This is a genomic window from Spirosoma humi (assembly GCF_054776575.1).
The window spans coordinates 107,086-128,335 of sequence record NZ_BAAHBR010000015.1; the positions used below are offsets into that span (position 1 = coordinate 107,086).

General features: G+C 49.0%; 20 protein-coding genes. 14 read left to right on the forward strand and 6 right to left on the reverse strand.

The window, feature by feature from the left end; genetic code table 11:
* The first annotated feature begins 48 nt into the window (after nucleotides 1–48).
* From ACYU8Y_RS16680 to ACYU8Y_RS16705, 6 genes are all read left to right on the forward strand, one after another.
* A complete protein-coding gene (locus ACYU8Y_RS16680; protein ID WP_460939187.1) occupies nucleotides 49–924 on the forward strand; it encodes a heme/hemin ABC transporter substrate-binding protein in 876 nt (291 codons plus the stop codon).
* Nucleotides 924–2,030 carry a FecCD family ABC transporter permease gene (locus tag ACYU8Y_RS16685; protein ID WP_460939188.1) on the forward strand — a complete coding sequence of 369 codons (1,107 nt, stop codon included), beginning with the start codon at nucleotides 924–926 and terminating at the stop codon, nucleotides 2,028–2,030. The genes ACYU8Y_RS16680 and ACYU8Y_RS16685 overlap by 1 nt, the downstream gene beginning before the upstream one ends.
* 32 nt (nucleotides 2,031–2,062) lie before the next feature.
* The gene (locus ACYU8Y_RS16690; RefSeq protein ID WP_460939189.1) at nucleotides 2,063–2,860 is read left to right on the forward strand and encodes a heme ABC transporter ATP-binding protein; all 798 of its coding nucleotides are present in this window, start codon (nucleotides 2,063–2,065) and stop codon (nucleotides 2,858–2,860) included.
* A 20-nt stretch (nucleotides 2,861–2,880) separates the two neighbouring features.
* Entirely contained in the window at nucleotides 2,881–3,909 is a 1,029-nt protein-coding gene (locus ACYU8Y_RS16695) for a hemin-degrading factor (RefSeq protein WP_460939190.1), read from the forward strand.
* Nucleotides 3,910–4,048: 139 nt separating this feature from the next.
* Nucleotides 4,049–4,384, forward strand: coding sequence for a DUF6686 family protein (locus tag ACYU8Y_RS16700; protein ID WP_460939191.1), 336 nt, complete (start codon nucleotides 4,049–4,051; stop codon nucleotides 4,382–4,384).
* 18 nt (nucleotides 4,385–4,402) lie between these two features.
* Nucleotides 4,403–4,792, forward strand: a complete 390-nt coding sequence (locus ACYU8Y_RS16705; protein WP_460939192.1) for a hypothetical protein — start codon at nucleotides 4,403–4,405, stop codon at nucleotides 4,790–4,792.
* Nucleotides 4,793–5,619: 827 nt separating this feature from the next.
* Here ACYU8Y_RS16705 and ACYU8Y_RS16710 read toward each other — a convergent pair.
* Both ACYU8Y_RS16710 and ACYU8Y_RS16715 read right to left on the reverse strand, forming a co-directional pair.
* Nucleotides 5,620–6,084 (reverse strand): response regulator, encoded by a 465-nt coding sequence (locus ACYU8Y_RS16710; RefSeq protein WP_460939193.1) that lies wholly within the window; start codon nucleotides 6,082–6,084, stop codon nucleotides 5,620–5,622.
* Between the two features lie 181 nt (nucleotides 6,085–6,265).
* A complete protein-coding gene (locus ACYU8Y_RS16715; protein ID WP_460939194.1) occupies nucleotides 6,266–6,478 on the reverse strand; it encodes a hypothetical protein in 213 nt (70 codons plus the stop codon).
* 586 nt (nucleotides 6,479–7,064) lie between these two features.
* Here ACYU8Y_RS16715 and ACYU8Y_RS16720 point away from each other — a divergent pair.
* The gene (locus tag ACYU8Y_RS16720; protein ID WP_460939195.1) at nucleotides 7,065–7,187 is read left to right on the forward strand and encodes a hypothetical protein; all 123 of its coding nucleotides are present in this window, start codon (nucleotides 7,065–7,067) and stop codon (nucleotides 7,185–7,187) included.
* A 141-nt stretch (nucleotides 7,188–7,328) separates the two neighbouring features.
* Here ACYU8Y_RS16720 and ACYU8Y_RS16725 read toward each other — a convergent pair whose 3' ends face one another.
* The 3 genes from ACYU8Y_RS16725 to ACYU8Y_RS16735 all read right to left on the reverse strand — a co-directional run bounded on the left by ACYU8Y_RS16725 (nucleotide 7,329) and on the right by ACYU8Y_RS16735 (nucleotide 10,600).
* On the reverse strand, nucleotides 7,329–8,219 hold the full coding sequence (locus ACYU8Y_RS16725; RefSeq protein ID WP_460939196.1) for a sugar phosphate isomerase/epimerase family protein: 891 nt from the start codon (nucleotides 8,217–8,219) through the stop codon (nucleotides 7,329–7,331).
* A gap of 100 nt (nucleotides 8,220–8,319) precedes the next feature.
* Nucleotides 8,320–10,032 carry a GMC oxidoreductase gene (locus ACYU8Y_RS16730; protein ID WP_460939197.1) on the reverse strand — a complete coding sequence of 571 codons (1,713 nt, stop codon included), beginning with the start codon at nucleotides 10,030–10,032 and terminating at the stop codon, nucleotides 8,320–8,322.
* Nucleotides 10,033–10,084: 52 nt separating this feature from the next.
* Nucleotides 10,085–10,600, reverse strand: a complete 516-nt coding sequence (locus ACYU8Y_RS16735; RefSeq protein WP_460939198.1) for a gluconate 2-dehydrogenase subunit 3 family protein — start codon at nucleotides 10,598–10,600, stop codon at nucleotides 10,085–10,087.
* 439 nt (nucleotides 10,601–11,039) lie between these two features.
* On the opposite strand from ACYU8Y_RS16735, the gene ACYU8Y_RS16740 reads away from it, so the two are divergent.
* The 4 genes from ACYU8Y_RS16740 to ACYU8Y_RS16755 all read left to right on the forward strand — a co-directional run bounded on the left by ACYU8Y_RS16740 (nucleotide 11,040) and on the right by ACYU8Y_RS16755 (nucleotide 15,597).
* Entirely contained in the window at nucleotides 11,040–12,497 is a 1,458-nt protein-coding gene (locus tag ACYU8Y_RS16740; protein WP_460940310.1) for a S41 family peptidase, read from the forward strand.
* Between the two features lie 331 nt (nucleotides 12,498–12,828).
* A complete protein-coding gene (locus ACYU8Y_RS16745; RefSeq protein ID WP_460939199.1) occupies nucleotides 12,829–13,902 on the forward strand; it encodes a Kelch repeat-containing protein in 1,074 nt (357 codons plus the stop codon).
* A 40-nt stretch (nucleotides 13,903–13,942) separates the two neighbouring features.
* A complete protein-coding gene (locus ACYU8Y_RS16750) occupies nucleotides 13,943–14,263 on the forward strand; it encodes a DUF4907 domain-containing protein (RefSeq protein WP_460939200.1) in 321 nt (106 codons plus the stop codon).
* 11 nt (nucleotides 14,264–14,274) lie between these two features.
* Entirely contained in the window at nucleotides 14,275–15,597 is a 1,323-nt protein-coding gene (locus ACYU8Y_RS16755; protein ID WP_460939201.1) for a DUF4270 family protein, read from the forward strand.
* A gap of 84 nt (nucleotides 15,598–15,681) precedes the next feature.
* Here ACYU8Y_RS16755 and ACYU8Y_RS16760 read toward each other — a convergent pair whose 3' ends face one another.
* Complete coding sequence (locus ACYU8Y_RS16760) at nucleotides 15,682–18,159, reverse strand: glycoside hydrolase family 95 protein (RefSeq protein ID WP_460939202.1); 2,478 nt, start codon at nucleotides 18,157–18,159, stop codon at nucleotides 15,682–15,684.
* A 712-nt stretch (nucleotides 18,160–18,871) separates the two neighbouring features.
* On the opposite strand from ACYU8Y_RS16760, the gene ACYU8Y_RS16765 reads away from it, so the two are divergent.
* The 3 genes from ACYU8Y_RS16765 to ACYU8Y_RS16775 all read left to right on the forward strand — a co-directional run bounded on the left by ACYU8Y_RS16765 (nucleotide 18,872) and on the right by ACYU8Y_RS16775 (nucleotide 20,997).
* Entirely contained in the window at nucleotides 18,872–19,411 is a 540-nt protein-coding gene (locus tag ACYU8Y_RS16765) for a hypothetical protein (protein ID WP_460939203.1), read from the forward strand.
* 47 nt (nucleotides 19,412–19,458) lie between these two features.
* A complete protein-coding gene (locus tag ACYU8Y_RS16770) occupies nucleotides 19,459–20,475 on the forward strand; it encodes a bile acid:sodium symporter family protein (protein WP_460939204.1) in 1,017 nt (338 codons plus the stop codon).
* A gap of 120 nt (nucleotides 20,476–20,595) precedes the next feature.
* On the forward strand, nucleotides 20,596–20,997 hold the full coding sequence (locus ACYU8Y_RS16775) for a hypothetical protein (protein ID WP_460939205.1): 402 nt from the start codon (nucleotides 20,596–20,598) through the stop codon (nucleotides 20,995–20,997).
* Nucleotides 20,998–21,250: the final 253 nt, after the last annotated feature.

The window sequence follows — 21,250 nt, forward strand, 5'->3', positions numbered from 1 at the left end:
ACGACGAAACGGCCTGTACCCTGAACATTCTGTAACTCTGAAATCTCCATGACTAAATCATTTCTGCTTATATCGGGTCTTCTCTGCCTTTTGTGGTCCCTTATTGTTGGTAGCTCACCGGCGCTTGCGACTCGGCCGCCTAAAGATGAGCCCGTTCGCATTGTGTCGCTCGATGGCACGGTCAGTGAAATTCTGTGCGACCTTGGCCTGCAATCGCACCTGATCGGCGTGGATGTCACAAGTACGTACCCCGAGTCGCTGAAGAGTCTGCCGAAAGTGGGCCACAACCGTAGCATTTCGGCCGAAGGGGTCATTTCACTGAAACCAACCCTGGTGCTGACGACCCAGAATGCAGGGACAAAGCCGGAAGTGATCGACCAGATCAAAGCCGCTGGCATCAAGGTTATTTCCTTCCAGCAGGAATACAGCGTTGCCGGGGCAAAAAAGCTTATTCAGGACGTAGCCACCACCTGCCAGGTTGGTTCCAAAGCCAACCCGATTATCAAGAAGCTGGACGCTGATCTGGCCCAGGTCCGGAAAGCGGTCAACAGACCGAAAGTACTGTTCATCTACGCTCGGGGAACGGGTACCATGATGGTATCGGGCCGGGGGACGCAGGTCGCCAAAATGATCGAACTGGCCGGGGGCGTCAATGCCACGCCTGATTTCGAGAATTACAAGCCCCTCACGGCCGAAGCTCTGGTAACGGCCAATCCCGATGTGATCCTGCTGTTCGACAGTGGCCTTACCAGTCTGGGGGGTGCGGATGGGCTATTGAAAGTGCAGGGCGTTGCCCAGACGAATGCCGGTAAAAATGGCTGGATCATCGATATGGATGGCCACTTACTGAGCGGATTTTCACCCCGATTAGGAAAAGCCTTACAGGAACTAGCTCAGAAACTTACCCTGAAACCGAAAGCGTAATGAGCCTGACCAGCACCGCGATCAACTCGCCGGAAACCCTGCGACCAATCCAGAAATCCGTCCTTAGAACAACCCCTAATCCGTGGTTGCTTCCCGCGCTGGTGGCTGTGCTAGCGGTAACGATTATCCTGTCGGTTGGCGTGGGTGCCGTGCGGGTAACACCCTACGAAATCGGCCTCATTCTCCGCAAAATGATTGGTGAGTCGGTGGAAGTCGACGGGACAAAGGAAGCCATTCTGCTGGTGATTCGGTTGCCACGCGTCTGCCTGGCCGTGCTGATTGGTGCCGGACTGGCCATTTCAGGAGCCGCTATTCAGGGTCTATTCCGGAATCCCCTCGCCGACCCGGGGTTGATCGGCATTTCGGCAGGCGCATCACTGGCTGCCGTCACGATGATTGTGCTGGAAGTAAACTTCTTCCAAACCCTCACGGGCATCCTGGGAATGTATGCCTTGTCGGTGGTGGCCTTTGCGGGTGCCTGCGTAACGGCTTTCTTCGTGTATCGAATTGCGCGCATGGCCGGAAAAGACCTCATTACAACGATGTTGCTAACGGGCATCGCCATTAACGCCCTGTCCGGGGCGTTGACCGGCATTATGACGTATCTGGCCACGGATGAGCAACTTCGCAACATTACGTTCTGGAGTCTGGGTAGTCTGGGGGGCGCCAGCTGGACATCCGTTTTGGGCATTTTACCCTTTACGGTAGTGGCTTTGGCGGGCATCCCCCGGTTGGCAAAATCGCTGAATCTGCTGGCGCTGGGCGAAAGTCAGGCCAGTATGCTCGGCGTAAATTTGACCAGTGTCAAGCGGCAGGTTATTGTTTTTGCTACGATGGCCGTGGGTACGTCGGTAGCCGTGGCGGGCATCATTGGCTTTGTTGGATTGGTGATTCCGCACCTGATTCGGATGGGCGTTGGGTCCGATCATCGCCGTGTGCTGACGGGCTCGGCCCTGGGCGGAGCCATTGTCCTCACCCTGGCCGATTCGCTCGCCCGTACACTGGTCGCGCCTGCCGAACTGCCCATTGGCATCCTGACCGCTTTGGTCGGGACACCCGTTTTCTTATGGATTCTATTTCGGGAGAGAAGCCGAAAAGTAGCCTGACCCACCCTCACGACTCAATTCATCTACCGATTATGCTAGAGGTCAACAACCTGTCCTACCGTATTCAGAATCGAAAATTGCTCGATGGCGTTTCGTTCCAGGCCAGACCAGGCGAATTGCTGGCCATCGTTGGTGCTAACGGAGCCGGCAAATCGACGCTGCTCAAGTTGTGCACCCGCGAGCTGACCGCTTCGGACGGCGAGATCCGGCTATGTAACCAGGCTATCAATGCCTATTCAGCCAAAGATCTTTCTCTGTTTCGGGCCGTTCTACCGCAGCAAAATTCGGTTGTCTTTCCCTTTCTGGTCAGTGAGTTGGTGCTCATGGGCCGGTATCCTCACTTCGAATTTCACCCATCGGAACACGATTATTGCATTGCCGAGATGGCCCTCAAAAAAGTGGGCATGTGGCCATTTGCCTCCCGCATTTTTACCACCTTATCGGGTGGCGAACAACAACGGGTACAGCTGGCGCGGGTGCTGGCACAAATCTGGGATGTGGAACAGGGCATCCTGTTTCTAGATGAACCGACCACAGGCCTCGACTTGCTGCATCAGCACCAGATGCTGGAACTAGCCCGCGAGTTTACCCGGAAAGGCTTTTGCGTGGTTGTCATTTTGCACGACCTGAACCTGGCCGCTCAGTATGCCGATCAGATCGTGATGCTGCGGGAAGGCCAGGTCGAAGCCGCCGGAACGCCCCGGGATGTTATGACGGCAGCCACCATTCTGCGCGTATTCAAGTTGAACGTATGGCTCATGGAACACCCCGAAATGAACTGCCCCATGATCGTTCCTCAACATCATCAATTTACGGATAGTCAACAATAATAGTAACGTAACAATATACCATGATTACAACACAAAGCCTCCACGAGCGCTGGACCGCGTTCAAGCTGGAAAACCCAAAAACCAGAATCCGCGATGCGGCAAAACAACTGGGCGTAAGCGAAGCTGAATTACTGGAAACGCAGGTTGGCGAATCGGTGCTGCGACTGGAAGGTGACTTTCGGGATCTGCTGAAAGAGGTATCAACGCTGGGCTATGTTATGGCGCTAACCCGCAACGACAGCATCGTGCATGAGCGTAAGGGCGTATACGAAAAAGTATCGTTCAAGGATCAGACAGGGCTGGTACTGGGTCCCGATATCGACCTGCGGTTGTTTATGTCGCGCTGGCATTTTGGGTTTGCCGTAAACGAAAATGACCGAAAGAGCCTTCAGTTCTTTGACCTTGATGGGTCCGCCGTCCACAAAATATACCTGACGGACAAATCGGACGAAACGGCGTATGATCTGTTGGTAAAAAAATACCTGGCTACCGATCAGACAACCCCAATCGTTACACTACCCTACCCCGAAAAAGCAGCCGGTATCCCCGACGAAGACATTGATGTTCAGGGGTTCCAGGCTGCCTGGTTAGCCATGCAGGATACGCATGAGTTCTTCGGCCTTTTGCGCAGCTATAAACTCGAACGCGAACAGGGCCTTCGGCTGGCACCGAACGGATACGCCCAGTTGATTTCAGCCGACCAGCTCAAAACGATCTTTGAGACGGTGGCCGAACGGGCACTACCCATTATGATTTTTGCCTCAAGCGCTGGCTGTATCCAGATTCATACCGGGCCGGTCAAGAAGTTGGTCACCATGGGCCCCTGGTATAATGTGCTGGACCCTGAATTTAATATGCATTTGCGTTTAGATCAGGTGCATCACATCTGGGTAACCCGCAAACCAACGAAAGACGGCATTGTGACGGGCATCGATTTATTCGACCAGCAAGGCAATAGCATTGCGTTACTATTTGGCAAGCGTAAGCCGGGTGTTCCTGAATTGAAAGAGTGGCAGGTAGCTGTAAACGAAGTAGTTGGAGTACAATAACCAATTGTAACTGGAAAAAGGGGCGGGCGCAGATCAGAGCATAGCGATTGCGCCCCACCGTCTTTCTGACAGCCCGCTCACTCTCCGGCTTTTAAGTTGCGTCAACGTTCTGTAAACGTATCAATCCATATTGTCAACCATGTCGCACAGTCATCACTTTCATACCATCGCGGAAAGCGAACAAGGGTATGTCGGCATCTGCGAAGTGTGCCGCACCGTTAACATAGCCTTTCAAAATTCTCTGTTTTGTCTGGCCATCAGTCAGTTCAACGCATTCAATGAGATGGTGTTCGAGCGGGTAGCGATGCGTCCCGTTTCGACCACTCATGGGAAGGATTTTCTCTTACCGACGCCCATGCCAAATTATTTCCTGCTCTTTTCCCATGTGGAACTAGATCAGTTTTGTGCGCTGTTGTCTGAAGCAGCTCCCGTTATGGAAGCTGAGCGTATTCTGGCTACGAATCGCCAGACGTAATGCACCACCCTGGTACTCATGAGAGCAAGCTATTTATTTCTTCTGACGATGGCACTGGCTTGCCAAGGCGGCCATCGTCATGAACCTTCCCAATCCACCGCCGTTCGTGATTTGCTCATTGACCGGGTCTTCTGGAAACCACTGTCCACAAACGGTCACCCGGATACGTTGGTCAATCAGCACACATTTACCATTACAAACACCTCCGCTCAGCATAGCTACAGCCAGATACAAATTCGCTTCAACTACTACGATGCCCAATACCACCGCATCGACTCAGCGAAGTACGTTGTTGCTCAGCCGATAGAGCCCCGATCAGCGGTCACGATACGTGAGGTGCGGATAGGGAAAGTCAATCCGGCAACCAAGTCATCAACCGTAACGGTTGAACGGGCCGAGGCAGAGTAACGCTGATTGAGCGTACCACGACTTCTCATTTCTCCTTAATCTAAATCCGAGAGAACGCCCATCCCGCTCATCGGGAAATTTCTCATTCAGCCTCTTTATAGTAAATTAGATTTGTTTAGGTTCCTCCTACAGGTTGACAAATGTTAAGCTTTGTATCAGACTTGACACCTCTTTTGTCTGAACCAACGCTATTACCCATAAGCAATAGTACTCATCATAAAAACAGGCTACACTGAGTTGGCATTAATGTTCCTACTGGTTATTTTAATGTGGATATCAGCAATTTGCCTCCTTTCAGCATTATCTTTACGGCCCTATTGTATAGTTAGCCAATGAAGAAAATTATATACTATATAAAGTATTTATGCTCATCCGCATACCATTTATTTCTTACAGGTAAAAAAGGACTCGACGAATTTCAGGATGATTTATAAGTGATCGCCAGTGTTAACGAACTGACTGCTGAAGATACGACCAGTACTTACAGCAAAAGGCGGCTCAAGGGTCTGACGTTTCAGGGTGTGACCAAACGCGTCACGACCCCGATCGGACAACAGGAAATCAGCGTATGCAAGCGGGCGTTTCACCAGGCAGCCTGGCCGAGAAAGCATTGTTTGGACAATACGGCCCGGATATCGGCGGAACAAGCCCATTGACACTAAGCGTCGTTAGTCAACACAGGCAGAAAACGTATTCTGGTGGTTACTAGTCGTAACGGCCACCAGAATACGTTTCAGAATTTGGTAACGTATGTATGCTGAACAACGACAGACAACCCTTTCTGACTGTATTAGTTTACACATAGATGTTACAGACGGGTGCGTTTGTTAAACGGATGTCGGAAAGCTTACTACTTCCCACCAATAGCGCCGGAGCGTCTGAAAACAGGTTACCCACTTGTGGTAGGTCGTTGGTTTGGTAATATAGGACGCGATATTTAGCGAATAAGCCTCGGTAATATCTTCCACTCGGTCAGAATGGCTCATGATAACCACAGGTATCAGCTGGTGTCGGGGATGGGCTTTTATTTTTCCCAGTAAGTCCAGTCCATCTTTCCGGGTAGGCAAATACGGTTCCATCAGGATCAGGCGGGGAACAGAACGACTATCCGCTGTACACTCATCCAGAAAGGACAATACCTGAAGCGGGTGATTTTTCCAGATAGGTTCAACTTCCGGAAAGGATTGAGCCAGGGCTGCCCGAATAATAAGCCACTGATCAGGGTTACTTTCTACAACTAAAACTGGAGTCCGGCGAACTTTCCGGAGCTTGGGTGCAATCGTCATAGCCATGTACAAGTAGTTTTTAGTGATCGTTATTGAGGATAGAAATTGATCGCCGTTTAATATACTGATCTAAATATCAGCCCATTGCACTGAATACACCCGCTGCGCCAAACGGCCGGCTACTGCCGTTGATGCGAACAGCCTGTCTGTATCAACAGCACCGAAGCCAGTGAAACTTTAATGCCGTTTACTTATTTACGCGCTGAGTTTGTTCCCAATGTTCAACCGCTTCATAACCTGCCCGTTTGTAGCGAGCGAAAAGCTGGGCGAAATCCAGTTGGGGATGGATGTGACGAGGAGTGGGAACTGGCCGCTGAGAAAATAGGCTCCCCGACATTTCCTCCTGCTGCCTGTGGTCGGGGGAGGCCGAACCAAGGCCCAAATCGGACAGATGTTTCATGCACTATCAAATTAGACAACCCTATTCTTATGACTATAAATGCTGATCTTGCGAATGGAAAGTGTCTGGTGAATAAAAGTATTTGTACAAGTCTACGCAATGATTTTGCAATAAACCATTAAGCTATCCATCATTAAATAGTTACCATAAAACACCGTTTTTGACGTTCTATTTAACAACAGAAACTAATTTATTAAAAAAGCAAACACATCTATTGATATAATTAAATGCTAAAATCAATAGGGTATACAATAATATACTTTATTGATTTTTTTTAAAACTAGTTATCTACTTTTGCATAATATTAGAAAATATTTAATAATTTTAATAAATGCACTAAAAGATAGCTTAAATTAGGCCATACTGACTATTTGTAAATTCTTGACAGTCAACAACTTTAGCCTTTACCTAATTATAGAATATACAGCATAAATTTTTGTAAAAACGGTGAGTTTATTTCCCACAAATGAGTCTGCTATTTAACAAATTCACTCATTCTGTAAAACTCGAATGCTAACATGGTTTCTCTTTTTTGGCATAGTGTTTGCACAAGCGTAGTTAATTATACTAACCAAGCTTTTTAGCCATGAAAATCCGTATTATTGTAACAACCAGCTTAACGACAACTGACCTTCAGAACCTAGCAGCCTGGTCTATTCTATTGTCTACATCCGCTCTCTTCTGGTATGGCGTTGTCAAGCTGCTGTAATATGTGGTTCTAAATCATACTCGGCTGTAGGGTAGTCATGCCTTAAGCTTTATCCTTAACAAAGCTGCCCGTTAGAAACTCACTTGGTTTCTAACGGGCAGCTTTGTTAAGGACTCCGAATCTAGATACGCTTTACTCGTACTATACTGTTAACTTCTGAATGTTTTTATAGCTAATTGCAATGGACTCCAAAGGCGGCAGTTTGCATACATCCTGTTCCACAAAGTAATGCGTCATGCCCGACGTTTTCTTCGCGTCGAAAATACGCTGGAAGTCGATCGAACCCGTCCCAACGGGGGCAAAAGCACGTTCGGCCGTTTTTTCCATGTCTTTCACGTGCCAGAGCGGGAAACGTCCGGGATGCTTTTTAAACAGAGCGACGGGATCCTGATTCGCCATAGTTGCCCAGTACAGATCCAGCTCGAGTTTCACCAGATTCTTATCGGTGCCATTTAGCAACACGTCATAGGGCATTTTACCGTCCATTTCCTTGAATTCAAAGTCGTGGTTATGGTAACAAAACTGAATACCAGCCGATTTGCACACCTCTGCCGACTTATTGAACAGGTCGGCAAACTGTTTGTAGTCATCCAGTTTGGTTCGTTCGTTTGGAAACAGGTAGGCGCATACCATGTACTTCTGACCAATGGCAGCCGCGTCATCAACCGCCCGTTTCCAGTCATTTGTCAGGGTACCTTTCATGTTCGGCATCGTTTTGCCGGTCGTGTAATGGCCACTTGGTACCGTCATGCCTAACTCTTTGATCAACGCAGCAAATTCTTTGGGCGTTTTGCCGAAAAATTTGCCATCGGAATACCCATAAGGCTCTACTTCTTTGTAGCCAATTTCAGCTACTTTCCGCAGCGTGCCTTCAGGGTCTTTCGCCATCAGGTCGCGCAGGGTATACAACTGCAGGCCCACTTTTTTAGCCGATGCCGCAAACGCATTCAGTTGGGGCAATAAAGCCGCCGACGTAGCTAGAGCGCCCAATTTGAGGAACTGCTGGCGGGTAATTTTAGAAGACTGATTCATACGATAGTGAAAATGAGTAAGAAAACGAGCATCGCACCCGTGCGTTTTGTTCGTAAAGGTACAGAAGCATCCGAACCAGTAGTCATACTGATAGCAGCCCCTATACCAGGCCCTGTTTCATGGCTTTCACGGCATAATCGGCGGCACGGGCGGTGAGGGCCATGTATGTCAGTGACGGATTTTGTGTCGATGTGGACGTCATGCAGGCACCATCGGTTACGAATACGTTTTTAACGGCATGCAATTGGTTCCATTTATTGAGCATAGAGGTTTTAGGGTCGCGTCCCATCCGAACACCACCCATCTCGTGAATGTCGAGGCCAGGGCTGGCGTGACTATCCCGAACGCGGATGTTTTTAAAGCCCGCTTCGGTAAACATCTCGGTCAGTTGCTCCTGGTAATCCTTCACCATTTTATCGTCATTGTCGTCGTAGGCAATGGAAATTTTAAGTTGCGGAATACCGAACGGATCCTTCTTCGCGGAATCGAGTGCCAGGTAATTGCTTTCTTTCGGTATCGTCTCGCCCATCATATGAGAGCCTACATACCAGCCACCCAGTTTAGGGTTCAGCAGGCTTTCTTTCAAGTCGGCTCCCACCCCACTTTGGTCAGACCGCGAGCCACGTCCGGCCGAAAAACCAGCCGCGTATCCCCTCAGAAAGCCCATTTCCTGTTTGTGTACATTTCGGAAACGGGGAATATATGGACTGTTGGGACGGCGTCCGTCGGTCGTCGACTCGAGGTTGCCGTCGTACTCCGCCGATACACCCGCCCGATAGTTGTGAAACGCTGCGTATTTACCCAGCACACCACTGTCATTACCCAGACCGTTCGGGAAGCGGTGCGATGTTGAATTCAGCAGGACCAGGTTGGAGTTCAGCGCAGCTGCGTTCAGGAAAATAATACGGGCGTAGTATTCCGTCATTTGCTTCGTGTTGGCATCCACGACCCGCACACCCGTAGCCCGGCCTTTCTTTTCATCATAAATGATGGAATGAACGACCGAGTTAGGCCGAAGCGTCATTTTACCCGATTTGGCCGCCCAGGGAATGGTAGACGAGTTACTGCTGAAATACCCACCGAAGGGACAACCCCGCTCGCAAATTGTCCGGTGCTGACACTGTGCCCGGCCCTGTTGAAAATGAATGGGCTTGGCCTGACTGATGTGGGCTGCCCGACCCATGATCACGTGCCGATCGTTATACTTACCCGCTACTTTTTGCTGAAAATGTTTTTCGACACAGTTCCATTCATGAGGAGGCAAAAACTCACCATCGGGCAGGGTAGCCAGCCCGTCTTTGTTTCCCGAAATACCCGCAAATTTTTCTACATAGCTATACCAGGGAGCAATGTCGGCATATCTGATTGGCCAGTCCACGGCAAAGCCATCGCGGGCAGGGCCGTCGAAATCAAAATCGCTCCACCGCTGGGTTTGCCGCGCCCACATCAGGGATTTACCGCCCACCTGATAGCCCCGTATCCAGTCGAAGGGTTTTTCCTGGATATACGGATGCTCGGCATCTTTGACGAAAAACTGCTCCGTGCCTTCATAAAAAGCATAGCATTTACTGATGATGGGGTTCGCTTCCCGCACGTCCCGCTTAAGCTGGTTACGGTGTTCAAACTCCCAGGGCTGCATGTTGGTAGTTGGGTAATCGGTTACGTGCCGAACATCGCGCCCCCGTTCCAGAACGAGTGTCCGAAGGCCTTTCCCCGTCAATTCTTTAGCGGCCCAGCCACCGCTGATGCCCGATCCAATAACAATAGCGTCGTATGTGTTGAGCGCCTGAGCGTCTATATTCAGGTATGACATTTATCGAGTGGGTTTTATTCGTTGTGGCCACGGATCACCGCCGACCAAACACCTATTTTGGTTGAGAAGTGGTCTTAGCTTTGACAGGAACGCAGCCATAATAATGGCCAGGAATGAATTGGTAATGCGTCAGATTGGTCATAACATATTCCGATGTCAGGTAGCCCCGAATGGTCAGGTTCTTCACCAGCGCATAGAAGTCTTTCTGGGCTGTATCGGTCGATTTCGACAATTCCGTCAGCAGGGCCGTGCGCTGTGCGGTATTTCCTTCGGCAAACGGCTTGCTGAAGGATGCCTTAGCCAGGCCATCGAGTGAATCAAGGCCCTTCTGAAAGTTTTCCTGAGTGGCTTTATCATAACAGTCGGCCACCATTTTCTGCACAAACTGGTGCACATGCAGGGCTTTGGCACCCGGTGTGTCGGTAACCGGAATAATGGTTTCGACCAGCTCGGCTAGTTGCTCGGCCTGACCCACAGAAAGAATTTGTCGGGTCGACTGGACCGTATCGGTTGACCAGCCGTTGGCCCAGGCTGGCAGGCTGATCAGCCCACCAAGAGCCCCAGCCATTGTTTTTAACGCATTACGTCTTTCCACTGGAATGTTACGTCAACTGAATTTATATACTGATGACTGGCGGTCAGGTGCGTGGCGAAGTGATATTCAGGAAATTACTCAACTGATAAACAAATCAGTAAAACCTGAAGAATCGCCAAAAGCCGAACGCTACAAATCGTCAGGGTTTATTATGTCAAAGATACAAAATAAACCCTGACGATTTATAGAATATGCCCGTTCATCGCTACACTTTTAAACGAATCAACCCTTTTCCAATTTATTAACTTACTCTATAGAAAATATTGATTAAATGACGATTAAATCCTCACTTTCTCATCTTCGCCTGCAACATTTAGCGTTTGATGAGCGTAAAATAGGTAGGTAAGTCACTTTCTGCTTACCCAATCTATTTATGATACAACACGTTGTGAACAAGGCCAGACGGGCTACTATGAATCCGTTTTTTACCCAAAAATCGTCGTTGCCGTGGTTAGTGATGGCTGGGTTTATTTTGTCGCTATCCTCCTGTAAAAAAACGACAGATGATGTTAGCCCCCAGTCCGGGACGACATCAACGACCAGTGAAAATGCAACGGTCAACGATTGGATTTTGAGCAGAATGCGGGAAGCCTATTACTGGAACGACAAGATCCCGGCCAATCCGGATACGACGCTGACGCCCGATTTATTTTTCGACTCGCTCCTAAATAAGTTTGACGCCACCACCAATCCAACAGGCGACCGTTTCTCATGGATCGAGAACGACGCGACCTCGCTGAAAGCCGAATTAAGCGGCCAGTCGGTGACAACGGGAATGGACTACAACCTTTACCTGCGGGCAACGGGATCAACGGGTGTCATTGCTCAGGTGCTGTATGTGCTGCCCGGCTCTCCGGCTCAGAAAGCAGGCTTGAAGCGGGGGGATATCATCTCTAAAGTGAATGGCCAGTTGCTCAACACAACAAATTACTCGGATCTGTTATCGACGGGCAACACCTATACCTTTGGTCTGGCAACCGTTGACGGGTCAACACTGGTCGATTCCGATCAGACAAGGAACGTAACGGCTACGGTATTTCAGGAGAATCCGGTTTTTCTTGATTCTATCTATACAATTGGTACCAAGAAAGTCGGCTATTTTGTGTATAATCAGTTTGTGCCGGGTGCCAATGGCAGCAATGCCAAGGAATATGATGCCCAGATGGATGCCGTATTCAGCAACTTCAAGGCCCAGGGCGTCAATGAACTCGTACTGGACCTACGCTACAATCCCGGCGGCTACACGTCCTCATCGGCGAATCTGGCCAGTTTGATTGGCAAAGGCATCAGTTCCAGTCAGCTTTATTTCCGTGAAGAGTGGAACAAGACGATTACGCCAATACTTCTGAATGACCCAGATTACGGTCCAAGCTTTTTCATTCAGAACTTTCTTGATAAGTCGCAGAATATAGGTAGCAACCTCTCCCGGGTATTCGTCCTGACAACCGACCATACAGCTTCGGCCAGCGAGCTGATCATCAATGGACTTCGTCCCTACATGCCCGTAACGACCATAGGGACAACCACGTACGGTAAAAATGTAGGATCGACCACCATTTACGACGAAACGGGCAAGATCAAGTGGGGTCTGCAGCCCATCGTGTTCAAGTCGTATAACAGCGCGGGACAATCGGATTACTCGACTGGCTTTACGCCCACGGTCGAGGTCGAGGAACCCATCAACCTGTTGCCCCTGGGCGACGTTAACGAGCCACTCCTCAACGAAGCACTGTACCAGATTTCGGGCAATGTTGCCAGTGGCCGTCGGGCAGCGGCCGTACGGAACCCACTTATACAACTGGGGTCTTCTCTCCAGAAAAAGGCTGGCGGTCAATCCATGATCCGTACGCTGAAGAACTTAAAGTTATAAGTTGCTTTTTCGATGTTCATTCCAACGACGACAACACGAAGCGGGTCTTTGTGTTGTCGTCGTTTTCGTTCGGCAGCAACCTTTTCAGGAATATGGCAATAATTAAGAATTTTTATGAGATGGGTACGTTGGTATGTAAGACTGGTTTGACGTAATTTTGTGTGACGAATTTGACCACTCCATCACCCAGGTTCGCTCAAAGCCGACTTGCGGGTGACTCCCAAAGACTTCTTTATGGGTTGACTCTTCCCGGTCGGGATGTCAAAATCGTCGTTTTTAACTCAAATTGGTATAACTTTACGTTTTAGTTCGTTCGTTTACGCTCTTTTTCATGATTCATTTACCATTCCGATTATTCTCGGCAACTAATTCCCAGCCGCAATCCGTAGCTTCCGAGACCTCGTTCTCTTCTGCAACTAAGAAAACCAAAAATCAGCAGCGCATCAACTGGGCACTCGGTGTGGTGGCCATTGGCTGGGCTGGTTTGCTGGTGGGCTGTAATAGTTCATCTACGGTATCTGTACTGGGCGACTGGACAAAAAAGTCTGCATTTGAAGGCGTAAGTCGTTCGGGTGCTTCCAGCTTCGTTATTAATAATATTGCGTACATGGGTACTGGCCGTAACGCCAGCAATGAACGTTTACAGGATTTCTGGGCCTATGATCCCGCCAAGAATGCCTGGACACAAAAAGCCAATTATGGGGGTGTTGCTCGCTACTCGGGTATCGGCTTTGCCGTGGGCAACAAAGGCTATATCGGTACGGGCATCAATGTCAACAGCGATAAGCTGAAAGATTTCTGGGCCTACGACCCAACGGCCAATACCTGGACCAAAGTAGCTGATTTTGGTGGCACTGCCCGTTATGGTGCGCTGTCGTTTTCGATTGGCAACAAAGGTTATGTTGGGACAGGTAATGATGGTAACTATCTGAAAGACATGTGGGCTTTTGATCCAGCGGCCAACGCCTGGACTAAAGTAGCCAGCTATGGTGGAGAGAAACGCGTCAGTGGCGTAGCGTTCGTTATTGACGGAAAGGCTTATGCGGGCACAGGAAATAATAATAATACAGCCCAAAGAGACTGGTATGTCTACGATCCAGCAACGGATGTATGGACGCAGAAACTTGATTTCCTGACGGACCAGGCCGTACAGCGCAGTAACGCCGTTGCGTTCACGATCAACGGGAAAGGCTATGTGACCCTTGGTGATGCAAACACGGCGGTATGGCAGTACAATCCTGCTGATGATACTTGGACAACCCTGGGTTCCTTTGAAGGTGCCGCCCGTAATTATGCCGTTGGCTTTGCTATTGGCAATAAAGGCTACGTAACGACAGGACTGAACGGTACGACTCCGTTTGATGATTTGTGGGATTTCGATCCAACCGTAGAGCAGGTGTTGTAAGGTGCATCATGCGACGTTAAACACCAGTCAACCGTCAGGAATGAATCTGATGCGCAAGGGATTGATTATTGTTTTGCTGATACTAGCCATCCTCACAGGCTGGCTCATTTACCAGCGGCAAAATCACTACCAAGTTCAGGCTTTCGCGACAAAAGGCGGCTGGGGTTACTCAATACTAAACAACGGAAAACCATTCATTTATCAGCCTACAATTCCAGGTCAGCCCGGAATTGTAGGCTTTGCTTCCGAAGCAGAAGCCCAGCGGGTTGGTGAACGGGTGGTTGAGAAAATACAACGGGAGAAGGCCCTGCCTACCCTGACGAATGACGAACTACGCCAGTTAGGTGTAAAAATTCCCTGAATTATTTGCTTATGCGTACTCTCTGGTACGCCGGTTTGCTTTGGCTGGCCGGTATAGTGCTATTTGCTTGCCAATCGGGTGACCTCAACGTGGGACAGTCTGTTATCAATCCGCAGCAATTGCAGATTCAATCGGTTGACTCGATGACGGTGAAGACTTCGACGGTAATGCGGACGGACTCGTTCGTCACATCAGGACCTACGATCGCCGATATGGTTGTGGGTCAATGGAAAGATACATACACCGGGCTGCAAACGGCGCAGGCTTTTGCAGCCATCGACTACCCGTCGAATTCGTTAGTTTCCCAGACTAACTTTCAATTAGATTCTTTAGTGTTGGAACTCGGTTATTCGTTTACGTATGGTGACACAACGTCAACGTTCGATCTAGAGGTTTACCAGCTTAACAGACCCCTTCAATCTCAGTTTTACTACAACACCAGCACCGTTGCCTACGCTGCGAAGCCACTGGTGAAGCAGTCGTTCAGACCGAACCAGTATAGTAACACACGGTTAGTACAGATTCGTTTACCGGCGGAACTTGCCCAGACCTTATTCGAGAAAATCAGTAGCGGTGAAATCGCTGACAATACCACTCTGAACGATTTTCTGCCTGGATTTTCACTTCTAGGCAAATCAACGTCGAATACCTTTCTTGGCTTTACTACCAGTGCCTCTGTAAGTGGCATTCGTATGTATTACCATGATACGGATATCAACAGAACGCCATCGAATCTTTTATTTTCGATCTCGTCGCTGCACTTTACCAATCTAAAAAATGACCGGTCCGGTACAATTTTAAGCGCGTTGAAAAACCGGTCGGATATGGTTGCCAGCGATCTTACAGATAAAACCACGGTTGTGTCACTTGGTGCTGGGATTCAGACCCGTATCGAATTTCCGTATTTGAACGACTTTTTTAGACCAGCGACTTTTGCCGATATTAACCGGGCACTTTTGGTCATTAGCCCTGTTCGTCGCGATTTACGCGACAATATGAACCCTCCTGCGAGTCTACAGCTTTATCAAACCAACAATTTGAATGAAATAGTTGCTACGGTTCCGGGGGGAGCAGTAGGAACTGACCCGGCTGGAGCAAATTACTCTGCAAATCCCGAAGCAATTTTATTGACCGATAGCTACACCATTGATTTAACCTACTATATCGGTCAAATTATCAAGAAAAAAGCGTTAAGCCAACCGTTGATTTTAACGGTTCCAACATCCTCCGGTTTTAATACTCTTCTTCCTTATATTCAACGGGTGACGCTTGGTGATCAGCTCCGCCCGAATGACCAGATGAAATTACAACTGTTTATAACGTCGGGTTCGTAGGTAAACGATGATAATGCAAAAACGAAGCGGGACCTGATTAGACAATCAGATCCCGCTTCGTTTTTGCACCAATTAACCTTTGGTTTATAAACCCGTCAGCGTATAAACAGCACCTTTTTGCGTCGTGAAGGATGTTACATACCCTATATCGGTTTTAGTTGACGTTGTTTTAACCCCCTGTATGCGTATGGGGCGGCTGGTTCTCACGTTGCAGGGCTTTCCAGAGGTAGACTTAATCGTAGCCGTAGCTAACCGGTGGTTTCTCCAGTTCATATCCACCTCAAATCCGCCACGCGCTTTCAGACCTTTTACTTGGCCATCTTTCCAGACATCGGGTAGCGCAGCCAGTAAATGAATGTCACTTAAGTGGCTCTGAATCAGCATTTCGGCCATACCTGCGGTCCCGCCAAAATTACCATCGATCTGAAAGGGAGGATGGGCATCGAAAAAGTTGGGGTATGTACCACCCCCACCCTTACTGCCGTAATTGGTTTTGGTTTCGCGGGTAAACCGTAACAACTCCCGCAGTAATTTGTATGCATGGTTCCCATCGAGCAGCCGGGCCCAGAAATTAATTTTCCAGGCCCGGCTCCAACCCGTTCCGGCATCACCCCGAAGTTCCAGCGTCTTTTTGGCAGCGGCTGAAAAGTCGGGGGTTGTGATGGGCGAAATTTGTCGGCCGGGGTGCAATCCAAACAGGTGAGATACGTGTCTGTGTTGTGGATCGACATCTTCCCAATCCTTACTCCACTCCTGAAGATTACCCTTATGACCAATGTGCAACGGGTAAAATTTCTTCCGTTTCTCCATGAGCAACGTTCTGAATTCGGCATCGGTATTCAGAACAGTCGAGGCATCGATCAGGTTGGTGAACAGGTCCCACATGATCGACATATCCATGGTTGTGGCTACCGAAATGGAGGCTGGCTGACCTTTCGAGTCGATAAAATCATTTTCCGGCGATACAGATGGCGATACCACCAAATACCCATCTTTGTCTTCGACAAGCCAATCCAGGTAAAACTGGGCGGCTCCTTTCATCAGAGGATAGGCCGTTTCACGCAGGAAATTTTTATCATCCGTAAACCGATAGTGCTCCCAGAGATGCTGGCTCAACCAACCGGCTCCCTGGTTCCAGTTTGCCCACTTTGGATCACCCTGCCCCCGGTCGCCGACGGGATTGGCGATCGCCCAGATGTCGGTGTTGTGGTGCGCTACCCAACCCTTCATGTTATAAAACTCCTTGGCCGTCAAAGCGCCCGTTTTGGCCAGCTGCCCAATAAAACCCAACAAAGGCCGATGCAACTCCGAAAGATTGGTGACCTCGACCGGCCAGTAATTCATTTGGGTATTAATATTGATCGTATAGTTAGAACTCCACGGAGCGCGTAGCTCCTTGTTCCAGATTCCCTGTAGGTTGGCGGGCACATTTGGTACACGGGAACTGGAAATCAGCAAATAACGCCCGTACTGGCAATAAAGCGTTTCGACTCCGGGGTCATATGCCCCTTCGCTGTATCCCTGCAAACGCTGGTCGGAGGGCAGTACAGCATTGGCATTTCTGGTCGTTGTATCAGTTACCTGAAGCGAGAACCGGTTGAAATAGGCCTGATAATCGGCCATATGCCGGGCGAGCAGCGTCTGATAATCACGCTTGTTGGCTTGCCGGATGATGTCATCGGCGAGCTTGTTCTCATCTTTCCCGTCCTTATCAGGGCACTTGTCATACCCATTGAAACTGGTCGTTGCTGCCACCAGCAGCAAAACTTCCGTTGCCTTTCGAACATGGATGCCCACGCTATCGGTGTGGACACTGCCCCCTTTGTTGAGCGCTTTCAGGCGTACCTGAAAGCGCATGCCTTTACAGCCGTCGGCATCCTCGTAAATAATTGGCTGCCGGTCTTTTGAATTATAATAATTAGGGTCAACCTGGGCCGGGGCTTTGCCCTTCATCAGCAACTCACCATTTGTGCCCGTAGTATTCTGAAAGCGCAACGGGCTTTTGGTCGATGCATCGAACGTAAGCTGGCCAGGTTTACTGGCTGTCAGCCGGATAACCAGCACACCATCGGGAGCCGAAGCGAATACTTCCCGTTTATACGCTACGCCATTCACAGTAAATCGGGTGGTGGCCACGGCCTTCTGGATATCCAGATCCCGATAGTAACTCGTCGATTTTGCGCCATTAAAATTCTGTTTCAACGACAAATCGCCCAGCGGCATGTACGACTGGGTATAAAGCCCCTGCATGTGTTTCACCAGATCAACGGCCTGCTTGTAATCCTCCCTAGCCAGCGCTTCACGAACTTTTGGCAAATACGAAGGTGATTCTGGATTGACAGTTCCGTTTACCGGGCCACCCGACCAGAGCGTACTCTCGTTGAGCTGGATTAATTCATTGTCAACATTTCCAAATACCATCCCCCCTATACGTCCGTTGCCAACAGGCAAAGCTTCAGTCCAGGCGGCTGCCGGCTGATTGTACCAGAGCTTAAGATTTGATTGAGCAAACAGAGATGGCGAAAGAAACAGAAAGAAAAATAACCAGTGATTTGGCCTCATGTCAGGATAATGAATGTTAAACAGGACTAAACTAGCGCTTCAATATAGCCAGTCAGTCCGTAAAGAAGCAGACATCCTTGATTTTACCCTGAAAGACGTGAAGAGTTTTTGTAAAAAAGGGAACAACTAATCTGTTTTTTGATCATAAGTGATCCTTCGCCTGGAATACGGTGATTCAACCTGATGCCTACGCATCAGGTAAGAAATGCACAAATTCATCCACATCAATACGTGGAGTTGACTGGCTAGTGATTAAATCTTACCATGAAAATAAGACCCACTGCCAGCCATCTGGCGGCATCGGACTTGGCAAGCAAAATTTGTTCGTAAAAACTAGTTGTTAACCAGCTAGAACAGGATTGTAGCGAGACCAAAAGCAAATAAAGCTGAAAGGACAAGGATACCCGTCCAGGCAAGGGTGTTAATTGGATCAAGCGAGATGGAGCGAAACCGTTTCATATCAGTGCAAATTAAAAGCAGTATAGTTCAATAAACGAAAAATAAGCCCGTTTAGGTTTGTTCAAATGAATAAATTTTGTTTTAAGTAAGAAAGGCCCCCTAAACCAGTGGCTTATTGATAACCCTTTCGGCCAAATGAACTGTTTTGACTGGTGGTGATTCAAAAAGTAACGCACGTACTTATTTCTTGTGCTGAAGCTAAAATGAAGCGCCTAATGCTGTTTTGTTGGGGGATAAATAAGAAATTTACGGCATGAAAAACGTATTCATAGCGCTGTTTGCCGTTTGTTTGTTACAAGCCTGCGGACAAAAAGAAAGTAAACAGGAGAACACCACCCAAGCGGCTCAGGCTTCTGTCGATTCCACGTCAACTCCCCCATCGCCCAAAACAGACAACTGTCAGTCGGTAACAAAAGCGGATAAACTGGGCAAAGCGGATGTTTATCAGGAGTCGGCGAAAGCGTTGACCGTTTCGATAACGGTCAATCAGGATACCAGTTCCATGCGGGTAGCAGACGGGTGCTATTTCAACAATACGGTAACGATTCAGGCAACGAAGAAAACAGGGACTCAGGTGTTCAAGCGAACGCTGCTAAAAGATGACTTGCTGTATTTTACCAAAAATGACAAGCCCGTTGAACAGGCCATTCTCCAGAGCGTTACCTACAAGCCCACCTTCAACGGACAGCGGTACATAACTATTTCGATGCGCCTTGTTGAGCCTGAAAGCAGAAAAACGTCCGATTACCTGGTGACGATGAACTACTTTGGCGAAATTATTAAAGTAAGGTAAACCGGCTAAATCAAAACGGAATTGAACCCGGAGCGGTTATTCTTTCTATGGTACGATCATCGCTAGGTTCGCTACTGGCCCGCGTCGGGCTCGATTGGTTTATTTTGGCTCTACTGGGCATGATCGGGCTAGCCAAGGTGTGGCCCGGTCCCGGCATTCAGGAAGGCCCCTTGTCCCTATCGTCTCTGGCTGGTTACGGAGTTTCGTTAATCTTTTTCTTCTACGGGCTGCGCCTGAATTTCGATGACCTGAAGGCTGGTTTAAGGAATTATCGGCTGCATCTGGTCATCCATATAACCACGTTTATTATTTTTCCGGCGGTAGTACTGGCGGCTCGCTCGTTACTCATCACCCCCGATACTGAACTCCTCTGGCTGGGCATTTTTTACGTGGCAGCCCTGCCCTCCACCGTGTCGTCGTCGGTGGTGATGGTCTCCATTGCGAATGGCAACATACCGGCAGCCATTTTCAACGCGAGCATTTCCAGCCTGATCGGCGTATTCATCACACCCCTCTGGATGAGTTTTCTGCTTTCCAGCTCGAACGGACACTATGACCTGACCAGTGTTATCGGCAAACTAACGCTACAAGTCATTGTACCGGTCGTGTTGGGGCTTTTGCTGAACCGTAAGCTGGGCTGGTTTGCCGAACGGTACAAGGCGTATTTGCGCTACTTTGATCAATTTACCATTCTGCTCATTGTCTATACTGCCTTTTGTGAGTCGTTTTCGCTTAATTTATTTGCCAGCTATTCACCGGCGGATCTGGTAGAACTGGCGGGCATGATGCTGGCTTTGTTTTTTCTTATCTATGGATTCATTCATGCCCTTAGCCGTCTGCTGAAATTTAGTCGTGAAGATCGGATCACAGCCCTGTTTTGTGGATCCAAGAAATCACTGGTACAGGGAAGCGTCATGGCGAATGTCTTGTTTCCGGGATCGGTTGCGGGGGTCGTCCTACTACCCATTATGATGTATCACGCGCTTCAACTTATTGTGGCCAGCATTCTGGCCCAATCTATGGCGCATCGGCAGTTGGAAAAAGAAAAGGCCATTCGGCCGTAAATTGAGGCTATTCGGGAAGTAAAACCGGGCACTCAGCAACATGCCTCGACTCCTCCATTAAACGCAGCTCTGCGATTTGTCTCTAACGATCAAGTAACACATAAAAACAACCAACGGATCATGAAAAAGACAATCGCAGCCGCCCTTACTTTATTCACCCTCGCTTCGGGTGCTACCTTCGCTCAAGGCGTTTATTCAAGACCTTTTGAGAATCGTCCGGTGCCCGTGCAAGGCGCTCAGTACAACAACGACCGGCTCCAGGACGAATTAAAAATCGATCGTATCGATGCCATTGTCGGCTTGAGCCGTCGCCAGGAAAAGCAGCTTCGCAAAATCGAAAATAACTACGACCAGCTCATGGCCCGCAGCCGTATGACGCCCGATGGCTACCGTCAGCTTCAGCTGCGCAAACGTCAGGATATGCTGGCCGTGTTAAACTCCGCACAACGTGACCGTTTATTCGCCGTTCAGCAATCCAATCGCTACAACAACCGCCCTACTCCCTACGGCCGCAGAGGCTAGGGTTAATTAGCTTTCCAACTGACCTTGACGGGCTCCTTCCGGTTGCGAGAATCAACCGGGGGAGCCCGTTTAATGCGATGACATCAGATCCGGACTTCCCCGGCCGGGCGTTATTTCCAGGCCGTACGCACGCGGCTGCATCGGCTTTTTTGATGTACAGATTCTTCGGATGACATGTGCCTTTACATTAAGGTTTTGTTACGGCCAAACTCAACAGACTTCTTTGCGGTTATCACTAAGTCATTACTGATTT